The 13,465-nt window shown below is 50.8% G+C and carries 4 protein-coding genes; 1 reads left to right on the forward strand and 3 read right to left on the reverse strand.

The features are described 5' to 3' along the window. Positions 1-7: 7 nt before the first annotated feature. From RFF05_RS05105 to RFF05_RS05115, 3 genes are all read right to left on the reverse strand, one after another. Entirely contained in the window at positions 8-409 is a 402-nt protein-coding gene (locus RFF05_RS05105; protein WP_409969307.1) for a zinc-ribbon domain-containing protein, read from the reverse strand. 459 nt (positions 410-868) lie between these two features. Further along, the gene (locus RFF05_RS05110; RefSeq protein WP_409969308.1) at positions 869-2,683 is read right to left on the reverse strand and encodes a sensor histidine kinase; all 1,815 of its coding nucleotides are present in this window, start codon (positions 2,681-2,683) and stop codon (positions 869-871) included. After that, complete coding sequence (locus RFF05_RS05115) at positions 2,676-3,404, reverse strand: LytR/AlgR family response regulator transcription factor (RefSeq protein WP_409969309.1); 729 nt, start codon at positions 3,402-3,404, stop codon at positions 2,676-2,678. Before RFF05_RS05115 ends, RFF05_RS05110 begins: the two co-directional genes overlap by 8 nt. Before the next feature lie 256 nt (positions 3,405-3,660). Between RFF05_RS05115 and RFF05_RS05120 the strand changes: the two genes are divergently transcribed. Continuing rightward, entirely contained in the window at positions 3,661-13,008 is a 9,348-nt protein-coding gene (locus tag RFF05_RS05120; RefSeq protein ID WP_409969310.1) for an S-layer homology domain-containing protein, read from the forward strand. Positions 13,009-13,465 lie beyond the last annotated feature (457 nt).

Consider the following 13,465-nt stretch of genomic DNA (forward strand, 5'->3'; position numbering starts at 1 on the left):
AATAAACTCATAGGAATTGCATCAATGCAACTGTCAGGGTGATAATCAGTACCGCCACACCGATAATGATAGCGGCCTGTTTCATCATGGCCTTGTCAACTTGGTTGGGCACTGCGCCATCATCCAGAGGGATTACATCATCGTAGTAGCCGTCATACGGTGCCTCCTCTCGGGTGTGTTCTTCTACCTGTTCTTCCTCGGCGAAAGATGGTACGGAATCGGTCTCGTGGGGTTGCTGCGGGCTATACCGTTTGAACTTTCTCTTTTTGATGCGTGCGCCATTCTTGTGGTAATCCAAGGGGCTTTCTGACTTCAGTTGGGGGAACGCTTTCCCGCAAGACATACAAAATGCGGCCACCTGCTGGGCAGCCGCACCACACGAGGGGCAATATTTCATGATAAGTTCCATCCTTTCATGCACTGGTTGCCTAAGCAGACTACCTTACACTAGGATTATACCACGATTCTTTTTACAATAAAATGCCGCCGATACTGCCAAGTTCTATGCCATGGGATTTGCAGTAAACGTATTTTAAGTAAAGCATAAAAGGTTAGAAGGCATTTAATCAATCTAGCAGGCGACCTATTCAATTCACCATCTATTATGGTAAAATAAGGTCTAAAATGATTTTTTGTCCTATCAGAAAGTTTTGAGATTCGATGAATTCCACCTGCAACTTATCAGGAATTTTTTCGAGAAATCCCCTGTGTTTCAAGATATCTTTACGAAATTCCTGATAAGTTGTTTTTCCTGATAACCAAGCCCTTGTCCGCAGACAAAAGCCACTGTTGGCTCTAGCTACTGTGCGAGGGCTATATCATTGGAACGGTCACAGCAACGCAATTTCCTGCACTTGAAGGCTCAAACTCAAATTTGCACATAAATCGAGGAGTGGAACACCCTGCCCTCTACTTCAAAGGTGGCATCGCCACCGTGTTTTTGCGCCACGGATTGGACAGAGCTTAGGCCGATGCCAAATTCCTCTCGCTTGGAGGAGTAGAAATTATCATCCTGTTTGTGGATGGCACCCTGAAAGCTGTTTTTCTGGGTGATAACCAGCATTCCGTTGTGGAGATGGCTGTTCAAAGTGATGAATTTACCGCCATCGCTCATCCGTCCGCAAGCCTCCACGGCATTTTCTAAAATATTGCCAAAAATCACGCAGAGGTGGCTATCGCTGATGCGCTGTGTTAGCTCTGGCACTACTAAGTTCACGGTGACGGTGACACCGTTTGCCTTTGCCTTGGCGACATAATAGGACACCATGGTATTGACCGTAATATTATCGCAATAGCTTTGCAGTTCGGCAGGAATATTCGACTTCAAATCGGCGACCATCTGATCCATTTTGTCCAGTTTTCCTTGCTTTGCCAAGCTGTGCATCACAGCCAGCTGATGGTGCAAATCATGACGCTGTTGGCGGATGGTTTGGCTGGTATCCATCAACAGATGGTGATAGCGTTGTTGCCCTGCAACCTGCACTTCCATCAGCTTATATTCATGCTCCATGCGGCGGTTTTCATCTCGCAGAGCAAAGGCTTTTCGGAGAATCATGGCACCAATCATGGCGTTGATGATGATAAACGCCATCACCGCCAGACAGAAAATTTGCCCATACGTGTGGAGATACCCCATAGAAAAGCGGATCCCCTCGATGATGGTCGCCACAATCAAAATCCCCCATGACATCAGGGATTGCTTCGCTATTACATTGCCATGCACACGCCACTCACGCAAGGTGTAGCCCATGGCAAAGAGGGTGGTGCCCACCGTAACGTAGGTGAAATAGTGTACAGAATTGTAGAACGAAACCAGAGCAGTTGCCTGCAAAATGGCGACGATACAGGCCGTTATTAGACTCAGATAGATGCAGATGGTCACTGGTTTTTCGTTGCGATAGCCCACGGTAGAGCGGAAAAAGCAGTGAACGAAAACAGGCAGATAAAAGATGCTGGTGAAGGCGACCAGATTTAGCAGTGTTTCGTTATGGACGATAAGCCCCATTAAATCACATTCGCCAAAACCCCACAGGCCACAGCATAGGGAAATCAGCCCCAACCAGACAAAAAACGACCCTTTTGGCTCCATCAAACAAATGACAAGTCCCATTAAAAACAGGAACAACCCCATAGAGATAAACACGAAATAGGCAAATAAATTGGCGTCGCTATTGTCCAAAAGGCCATTGAAAATAGCGGGATAACCACCCACCATGAGGGTGTCTAAAATCAAGTCGGAACGAGTGGTGGGGTAGGTATATTCCAGACGAAGCTCCATGATATCTGCATCGGGCAGTTCAATGGTGGCACTCTTGGTGGCAGGGTCTTGCAAAAAGCTGGGCATGGTGCCTGCACTGCCGTAATCATAGACCAGTTCATCGTTGATATACACCTGCAAGGGCGCAAACACACTCTTGAAATAAAGTCGCTCATCCCCCATACCTATGAGGGTTGTGGTCAGCACCACCGATTGCCCTGCTGTGCCATCATTTAGGACGGTGGGCAGGGTGATTTCCGTGGTTTCACTGTTCATCTCTAGGGTGAATTCCGTCAGTTCTACGGCGGAGATTTCTCGCCAATCCCCGTACACGCCGAATGGACACACCGCCCCTAAGAGATAGACCAGAGGGAGAAGGGTTACCACCACAAACAGGGGCAGGAGCAATTTTTTCAACTTACCCATGGGGCACCTCCTGACTTTTGGCAAAGAGATAGGTTTCAAAGGCCTTTTTCGTTGCCGCAAAACTCTCTCTGCGGATGTGTACCATGTTGCCTTCGGGGAGTTCAAAGGTATGCAGCTCTCGATTGATGCCACAGACATGGGCGAGATTTACCAGATAGCTTTTGTGGCATCGGAGAAAGTGTTTGTCCAATAATTGTGGTTCTACATCTGCAATCTTTTTGTTGGGGATGATGTGTTTGCCGTCTTTTTGGTAAATCACAAGATTGCGCACTTGTTGTTCTAAGTACAAAATGCGATGCAGGGGGATGGACACAGGGGTGTTGTTGATGTGCACGTCCAGTGTATCCACGCTCTGGCGTTGCAACTGGGCCATTTGGAGCAAATTTTTCACGCTTTTGGCGGTGACAGGTTTTTCGATATATTTGATAGCATCCAGCTGATAGCTCTCCCGAGTGAAATCCATGCTGGTGGTGATGAACGCCACTGGCACTTGGTCATCTATGGTGCGGACATGGGTAATCACGTCAATGCCTGTCAGCTTATCCATGAAAATATCCATCAAAATCAAATCGTATTGCTCTGGCTGAAATTGGGCGAGAAATTCCTCTCCACTGGCGAAACTCGACACCGAAAGTTCATAACCACTGTTGTCTAGCAGGGCTTGCAGATGACTGCGCTCTGTGGCATCATCTTCGCACAGGGCGATGTGTAAATGGCTCATAGGTTGACCTCCTTAGGGGGGCTTTTTCTTTCACTATACACCCGATGCACAAGTTTGTCAATTTGTCAAGTACGAGTTTTGCAGAAAAATTGTTGTTTTTCGTACTGGAAAATAAAAATATTCGTGATAAAATTGTATTGAAAGATTGTGCCATAGGTGCGCAAAAAATTTTCCAAGGGGGTACCCCCTTGGTCTTATGCGTAGCATAAGACCGCAAACCGCACTCAATACAGGATTGAAAATGGAGGAAACGAACATGAAAAAACGACTACTTAGCTCATTTTTAGCACTGACCATGATGCTGGGGATGCTCCCCACGTCGGTCTTTGCCACCGAGGAGATGGCGGTGGTGACACCCTTGCCGTCCATCATTGAGGAGATCGAGCTCAATGACGAGTCTGACGTGGACGCAGTGAACACCGACGATGTTGACGACACCGACGATGTTGACGACACCGACGATGTTGACGACACCGACGACGTGGACGACACCACCGACGTGGACGACACCACCGACGTGGACGACACCACCGACGTGGACGACACCGACGATGTGGATGACACCGACGATGTTGACGACACCGACGATGTTGACGACACCGACGATGTGGATGACACCACCGACGTGGACGACACCACCAACAACGTTGTGGTCGTTCCTGCCAGCAACGATGATGAAACCGATCCTGTGGCAACTGCCGACAGCGACCTAGACAGCGATGCGGCTTGGGCCAATGGCGCAGACACCACTTGGTATACGTCGAACACCACTGCCACATCTTACGCCATTACCACAGCGGCGGAGCTGGCTGGCTTGGCAGCGTTGGTGAATGGGACGGCTGAGGGTGTTTCTAGTGCCGTCACCTTCTCTGGCAAAACCATCACCTTGGGCAATGACATTGACCTTGCTGGCGCAGAGTGGACCCCCATTGGGTATAGTTCCACCTATAGTTTCCGAGGCACCTTTGATGGCAATGGATATGAAATTACAAACATGACCATCAACCAAGGTGCGTTGATTACCATCACATGTTTGGGGCTGTTTGGCTATGTGACAGGTGGCACAGTGAAAAACGTGGACGTGACAGGCACTATTGATGTGGATTCTACTACAACATCCTTATACATTGGTGGCGTGGTGGGATATGCTTATCCTTCGAACGGAGTAATCACGGTGCGCAACTGCTCTAGCGATGTGGACATCACCGTGGACACTGCTGACTCCTACCTTTATGTGGGCGGTATTGTGGGCTATTTATACAAGCACAGCTCTACTACTAGTCCAACCGTTGACAACTGCTATGCCACTGGCGACCTCACAGTTACAGAGTACAACAATACCACTGCTACCAGGTGCCGTGTGGGTGGCCTTGTGGGGTACATGGATGGTGCTACTTATTTGTATAACTGCTACAGTGGAGTCACGGTCTATGCACCAGATGGCACCGCTACAGGCACTGTGGTGGGCTACCTATACGTAGCAACGATTGATGACTGCTACTATCCAGAGGGTACCACGGCCGTGGGGTATAATAGTGGCGGCACCGTGGGCGACAACTGCGACACTTATAATGATGACGGTTTCTCAGGAAACAGTAGCTCTTATGTGTTCAAGCTTTTGAACACCTGGGTGGAAACCCAAAATAATAGCGAGCATTACAAGTGGGATCTGGGTACCCTGGCGCTGGTTCCCACCTATGCCATGACCGTAGATCCAGGCGCCTATGGCACCGTGACGGGTGCATCTGGTTCCTATGTCGCAGGGGACACAGTGTCCTTCACCATCACGCCTTTGGGCGATGGCTACACCATCAGTGGCTTTGATTGCACAGGCATTGATGAAAAGGAAATCAGCTATAATGAAAAAACGGGTGAAGTTTCCTTCACCATGCCCAATGAAGCAGTGACCATCACCGTCAACTATGTTGAAACGGCCTGGGCAACTGTTGCAGACACCGAGTGGTATGACGACGATACCACTGCCACATCTTACACCATCACCACAGCAGAAGAGCTGGCTGGTTTGGCATCCTTGGTGAACGCTGGGACTACCTTCTTGAACAAAACCATCACCTTGGGTGCAGACATTGACCTGTCTGGTGCCAACTGGACCCCCATTGGGTACAGTAGCTCCTATACTTTCTCAGGCACTTTTGATGGGGATGGGCGCACCATTTCTGGCTTGAGCCTGGTGACCGACTCCGATAACTTCGGCCTGTTTGGCTATGTGAGCTCTACTGGCACGGTGAAAAACGTGACCGTGGAAGGCTCCATCGTCGCCACTTCCGATTGCGGCGGTGGCATTGTGGGGTATCTATCCTTCGGTACCATGTACAACTGCGCCAGCCACGTGAACATCTCCTCCAACGACGGCGATCATTACGTTGGCGGTCTGGTGGGGTATAACAGAGGCTACATCTACAACTGCTATAGCACAGGGGATGTAACGGGCTATTATGCTGGCGGTCTGGTGGGGTATAATTACTCCGGCTATGTTGTCAACTGTTATACCACAAGTACAGCAACCACCTATACCGACAATTGGGGATATACTGGTAATGCTGGTGCGCTGGTGGGCAAAAACTCTGGGTCATATTTCACCAATTGCTATTACTTGGGGAATGTAGACACCGTGGCCTGTGGCACTGGTACAGCACCCACCGATTGCTACAGCTTTGATGCATCGGGCGTGTGCAACTCCACAGAGTTGAGCACCATTCTCAATACTTGGGTTGCAGATAACAATGACGACGGCATTTACTACGGCTGGACAGACGATGCACTGCCTGAGTTTGCACCTGTTTATGCCATTGCCACCTCCTACGTGGCAGATTACGGCACGGTAGAGGTGTCTCCTACCACTGCGGCAGCAGGGGATGGTATTTACTTCACCGTTGAGGCAAATGCCACCTTCACCATCGGCGACATTGTGGTGACAGCAACAGATGGCACAGTGATTCAATGCAGTAATGGCGATGAGACCAATAGCTATATCTTCACCATGCCAGCCACAGGGGTTACCATTGATGTCACCTTCCTAGGTAATTCCTGGATTGAGAACTACAAAGAGCCAACCATTGATGGCTATAACATCACCATCTCCACGCCTGCAGAGCTGGCTTGGGTGGCCTATGCGATAAGCAAGACTTCCTACAGCGGTCTTAGTGACTATACCATCACCCTGACCAACGACATTGATTTGTCTGGCTATGAATGGGTGCCCATTATGTCGTCGTATGCTACCAATACTAGTAGCTACAACTTCGATGGCACCTTTGATGGGGCAGGGTACACCGTCAAAGGCATGACCATCACCGCTGAAAACGGTGAGGCATATTTGGGGCTCTTTGGTGTGTTGGGTTATGGTGGTACGGTGAAAAACCTCACCGTGGAAGGCGAAATCTCTGGCACCTGCTCTGCAAACTCCATCACCTATGCTGGCGGTATTGCAGGCTATCTATACGGCACTAGCTCCGAACCAGTCGTGATTGAAAACTGCACCAGCAACGTGGATATCATCAAAGCGACCGATGCCGAAGGATATACCCCTCAATACACAGGTGGCATCGCTGGGAGTGTGAACGCATATTCCACCATCCGCAACAGCCGCAACCTGGGCGCCATCAGTGAGCGGGCCGCTGGCGGTATTGCTGGGGAAAACTATGGCACCATTGAAAACTGCTACGGCGTCGGCACTGTAACTGGGAGTTATCCAGGCACACTTTTGGCCTACAACCGCCCTAGCGGCACTGTGAGTGGGTGCTATTACCTGACTGACACCACTGGCATTTATAGTAATAGTGGTAACATCAGCATTTATTCCTTCGACGACGCAGGCGCCATCCCTTCTGGCCAAGGCACCGACTACACCAACCTAGCCGATGCACTGAACACCTGGGTGGAAACAAGCGCAGATTACACTGATAACACCGACCGTTGGAGCAATCAGGCTCTGCCTGTGTTCTCCACCACCTATAGCATCACCGCCGATGAGAGCGACGATATGGAAAACGGCACCTTGACCTTTAGCCAAGATCGTGCCGTGGCTGGCGACACCGTCACCATCACCCCTGTGGGCGACACAGGCTATGTGGTGGTTGCAAGTAGCATTGTTGCTTGGGCAATCAATGGGGATGTGGATGAAGAAATCGAATTTACCGATACCTACACCTTCGTTATGCCAGCAGGGGATGTGGTTGCATCTGCCAGCTTTACATTGGCTCCTTTGAGCATCACCAAAGCAGACGCAGAAAACGGCTTCTTTACAGTGGACTCTGGCGCAACGGCTGGCGAAACCGTCACCATCACCGCCACCCCCAATGCAGGGTATGAAGTGGACGCCGTGACCGTCACCTATGGGGAAGAAGGTTCTGTCACCGTAGCGGAAACGACAACGGCAAATGAATACACCTTCACCATGCCCAGCGAGGACGTGACCGTCACCGTGACCTTTAAAAAACTGTCCTACGCCATCACCCTGGCAGAGGGCTATGAAGATGGCGAAGTATCGGTGAATCTCGACAGCGCCACCGTGGGCACAACGGTCACCATCACCACAGCGTCCGACACACGTTACAAGGTAGAATCGGTGGTTGTGACTTCTGACACCAATGGTACGCCACAAACCGTCACCGATGAGGGCAATGGCACCTACACCTTCGCCATGCCCAGCGATACGGTCACCATCACCGTCACCTTCAGTCCTGATTACTGGACAGATCACTATACGGTCGTGACGGCAGTGGATGGTGTATACACCATTACCACCGCCGCAGAGCTGGCCTGGGTTAGCTATTATTTAAAATCCAATTCTTACAACAACTTCTCTGGAAGCACCATCGTCCTCGCCAACGATATTGACTTGAGCGCGTACGAATGGATGCCCATTGGGAATGAGAACAGCTATTATGCATTTAAAGGCACCTTCGATGGGGCAGGCCACACCATATCTGGCTTGTACATCGACAATGGGACCAATGGCAATTATCAAGGCTTGTTTGGCATTGTCGGCGAAGGTGGCGTGGTGAAAAACGTCATCGTGGACGGCGCAATCAATGGCTCCGAAACCTATGTGGGTGGCATTGTAGGCCAACTAACAAGCGGTACCATTTTTAACTGCGGCAACTTGGCCACGGTGAAAGCTAGTACCAATTACACAGGTGGTATTGTGGGATATTTATCTGGTGGCACCGTCGAAAACTGTTATAACATTGGCGACATCACGGGCAATAACGTAGTTGGTGGCATTGTAGGCTACGTATCTGGCACCGTCACCAACTGCTACTCCGCCGCCACCGTCACCAGCGATGGTGATTATGATTACGCAGGCGCACTGGTGGGCTATCAATCCAAAGGTGACATCACTGGCTATTATGATGATAGCAAATCAAGTACGGTCATCGGTGCTCAAAATAGTAGTAGTGATTGCACTGCTATTGCTTACGACTTCGCCTATGTGGAGGATGCAGAGAACGGTTTGAACTCCACCCTGGTTGCTGAACTTAACAAGTGGGTGGCCACCGCCAATGGCAAGAGCGACACCGTGGGTTACTACGCTTGGGAAGTTGGCACCACAATCCCAGCCGACTTTGTGGACATCTACCCAATCACCGTTACCTCTGGTGAGGGCGGCACCGCCACCACCAATTTGTACTATGCCGCCGCTGGCGACACCGTGACCATTACCGCAGGGGTTTCTGCTGTGGTTACTGTGGGCGCTTTGACCGTCACCAACGTAGGCGATGGCACCTTCACCTTCACCATGCCAGCCGAAGCTGTGGAAGTGGTTGCTACCTTTAAGTCTGCACAATCCATTTCCTACGCAACCGCAACAGTGGACAAAACCTATGGCGCTGATAAATTCACCAACGCACTGACCCAAACCACCGTGGAGGGCGCCATCAGCTACGAAAGCGATGATACCACCGTTGCCACTGTGGATGCATATGGCGAGGTCACCATCGTGGGCGTTGGCACCGCAACCATCACCGCCACCGCCGCCGCAACCGATGATTATTTGGCAGCCACAGCCAGCTACACCATCACCGTGGAGCAAGCTGGTAACATCATCAGCTATACCAATCCCACCGAAAGCTTCGATTATGGCGCAACCATCTCCTTTGTGGCAAACGCCACCGATGGTACCACCGTCAGCTTCGAGTATAAGGAAAAGGATGCGGATGATGATACCTACAGCGAAACGAAACCCACCGATGTGGGTAGCTACACCGTGAAGGCCTATGTGGACGCAAGCACCAACTACTACGCTGGTAGCGCTGAGTGGAACTTCACCATTGTTGCCGTGGATTACCCCGATGACATCACTTGGCCCACCGCCAGTGGCATTACCTATGGCGCAGCCCTGAGCACCAGCGACTTGTCTGATAGCGATACAAACGGCACCTTCGCTTGGACAGAGGGTACGGTTGTACCCACCGTTACCAACAGTGGTTACTCGGTCACCTTCACCCCAACCGATACCAACTATGCCGCCGTCATTGGCACTGTGACCTTGGTGGTGAACGCAAAGGCCATCACCATCACCGCCGATGATCAGACCGTGGAATACGGCACCGCCATTTCTACTGGCACTGATTACATCAGCTACAGTGATTTGGTTGGGAACGACAGCATCACCGCCGTTACCTTGACCCAAAATGCAACCAATGTTTCTGGTGACGACAACTACACAATCACCCCATCTGGTGCTACTATTTCCAGTGGCAATAGCAACTATGACATCACCTATGCAGACGGCACCTTGAAGATTGAAGTCAAGGCTCTGGCCGATAGCATGATTACCGCCATTGCAGACCAGACCTACACAGGCAGTGCCATCACCCCCACCATCACCGTTACCGATGATGCAACTATCACCAGTGATGACTACGACGTGGAATACAGCAATAATACCGCTGCTGGCACCGCCACTGTGACCATCACGGGCAAGGGCAACTATGGCAGCTCTGCTAGTAAGGAGTTTACCATTGTCCAAGGTGACAGCACCACCGAAACTACCGCACCTACAACCAACACCACCTACACCTACGGTGAGACCATTACCCTCACCGCAGAGGTGGGCGTAGCTACCGCCGCTAACAGTGGGCTGATGTCCATAGCCACCGCTAATACCGTCAGCTTCTATGTGGAAGAAACCGACGAGCTGTTGGGCACTGCAACTGTAGTGGATGCCAGCGGTGCAGAAACCACAGAGGCAGGCACTGCAACCTTGGTCTATTCCACCAGCGATAAGAAACTATCCATTGGCGATAACACCATCAAGGCCTACTATGGCGGTAGCGTGAATTTGAACAGTTCTGACAGTGAAACCATCACCGTCACCCTAGAGGCCAAAGCAGTCACCGCCCAAGTGACTGGCACCATCACCATGACCTATGACGGTACCGCAACCCTCAGCGATGTGGCATTGAATATCCCATCCGATGTACTGGTTCACGCTGATGACGAAGTTACCCTCACTGCCACCGCCACCTACGACAGCGTGAACGTAGCGGATGGTATTGATGTAACTTTAAGTGACATGAGCCAATCTGGTAGCGAGACTAGCTATTATATCGTTTCTCTCCCAGAGAATATCACTGGTAACATCACCCAAGCCACCCACGACAACGAAACCGCCACTGGCTCTGCTAGATACGGCAAAGAGGGCTCCGTCAGCCTGTCCGCTTGGGCAGATTTGTTGGGTGTTGGATTTGCAGTAGACACCGTGACCTCTGGTAGCGACTATTTGACAAGCTACGCCATTAGCAACGATACCTTGGTATTTACCTTCGAGAATGATGCTGACAACGTGGGAAAAACCGCCACCATCGACATCACCGTCAGCTCCACCAACTATGCGGACTTCACTATCACCGCAACCTTGACCGTTACCAAGCAGGAAGTACCTGTGCTCAGTGTGGAGAACATTTCTCAAACCTATAACGGCACAGCCGTCCCAGACAGCGCCATCGTTGGCACCGCCACCGTGGACGGTGTGGAGATAGCTGGCACATGGGCTTTTGAGGATGAAGCACCCACCAACGTCAGCGAAAATGGCACCTTTACCGTGGTGTTTACCCCCGATAATGCAGAGGACTACACCACCGCCACCGCCGATATTTTCGTCACCATCACCCCCTATGCAATCACCTTGTCTGTGGACGATGTAAGCGCCTATAAGAATTATGACCAGCCCACTTACACCTATACCAAGACTGGCGATTTGTTCGATGGCGATGATTGGACTAGCGAGCCTTTGATTGATAGCTCCGCAGTGGACATGACCACCAACGGCACCTATACCCTGACCATCAGTGCCGATGCAGGGGACAACTACACCATCACCACTGAGGATGGCACCTTGACCGTCACAACTAAGTCCAGTTCTTCTGGTAGCACCACGACCACAACCACCACTACGACTACCGATACCACCACCAATGACGATGGCTCCGTCACCGCAACGGCAACCACATCCACCACAACCTCTGGCTCCACCGTGACCGCATCCGTCAGCGATTCCAACATGGAAACCGCCATTGAAAATGCTGTTTCCGCTGACGAAGGGGACGGCGTGTATGTGGAAATCGAAGTGACCACAAAGACCACCACCGACACGGTTGCCGCTACCTTCTCCACCGATGCGGTGGAAACTCTGGTGGATAGCGATGTGGACGCATTGATTGTCACCTCTGACTTGGGCACCGTGGAAATTCCCTCTGACGCACTGGCATCCATTGCAGGGCAGGCCACTGGCACTGATATTACCATCATTGTGCAACATTTGGATGTAGAGGAACACCTCAACGTAGCACAGCAAGCTGTGGTAGGCGATGCTCTAGTCGTTGACTTGATTATCACTTCTGGCGATGAAGCAATCACCTCCTTTGGCGGTGAAGATATTACCGTGACCCTGCCCTATACCTTGCAAGAGGGCGAAAGTGCTGAAAACATTGTGGTGTGGTACATTGACGATTTGGGCAACATCACCCCTATGGAAACCACTTATGATGAAGAATCTGGCACCGTCACCTTTGTTACCCCCCACTTCTCCATCTATGCCATCATCCACGACACCAACGTCTTTACCGACGTTGACCCCAACGCTTATTATTACAATGCAGTCATGTGGGCAGTGGAAAATGAAATCACCAACGGCACCACTGATACCACGTTCAGTCCCAACGCAACCTGTACCAGAGCACAGGCTGTGACTCTACTGTGGAAGGCCTACGGTAGTCCCGTGGTTGATTATATCAACCCCTTCACCGACCTCAGCAGTGACGCTTATTACTACGAAGCAGTCCTCTGGGCAGTGAGCGAGGGCATCACCTCTGGCACTTCTGACACCACCTTCAGCCCCGACGCAACCTGCACCCGTGGACAGATTGTGACCTTCCTCTACCGTGCCGCTGGCGAGCCAGAAGTGTCCACTGATGGCACCTTCACCGATGTGGATAGCGATAGCTACTGCTACGATGCAGTCCTCTGGGCTGTGGAGAACGGCATCACCAACGGCACCACCGATACCACCTTTGGCCCCAACAACGATTGTACCCGTGGTCAAATCGTGACCTTCCTGTACCGCAATTTGGCTGAGTAATCCGTTATCCCTTCCCGAAAAGAGCTTAAAAGCCACCAAGAGAGAGACCACCCTAACAAGTGGCCTCTCTCTTTTGGCGTCACTGCCACCAAAAGAGGTTGTGTGTTCAATCATTCAGATGATTCCAGATTCCAAGGCATGAGGATAAACGAAGCCTTACCGCTCTCAAATTTTTTATAATTGATAAAGTGTCTCTTCCCAAACCCACTCATCTATGCTATACTATCCTCAATAGTTTCATTACTTGTATTTCACAAGGAAAAGTTTCAATGTTACGAAGTGTCCAGAGCCTACGGGTTCTGGACACTTTTTTTGTTTTCTACAGGAATTTTCCTGTTTTATATAGATAGTCTAGCTTAGAGGAGGTGGTGTACGACGCCACACGGCAAATTGATTTCCTGTTGGAAATATCCCTGTATCTGCGACTGCAGAGCAAACTGAATACCTGCCCAAATCG

The organism is Bengtsoniella intestinalis, from assembly GCF_039719005.1.
Lineage (GTDB): Bacteria > Bacillota > Clostridia > Oscillospirales > Oscillospiraceae > Oscillibacter > Oscillibacter intestinalis.

What these genes read in the sequence shown, in the direction of transcription:
- RFF05_RS05115 (WP_409969309.1), bottom strand. Translation starts at nt 3,404, where the DNA reads ATGAGCCATTTACACATCGCCCTGTGCGAAGATGATGCCACAGAGCGC.
- RFF05_RS05120 (WP_409969310.1), top strand. Translation starts at nt 3,661, where the DNA reads ATGAAAAAACGACTACTTAGCTCATTTTTAGCACTGACCATGATGCTG.
- RFF05_RS05110 (WP_409969308.1), bottom strand. Translation starts at nt 2,683, where the DNA reads ATGGGTAAGTTGAAAAAATTGCTCCTGCCCCTGTTTGTGGTGGTAACC.
- RFF05_RS05105 (WP_409969307.1), bottom strand. Translation starts at nt 409, where the DNA reads ATGGAACTTATCATGAAATATTGCCCCTCGTGTGGTGCGGCTGCCCAG.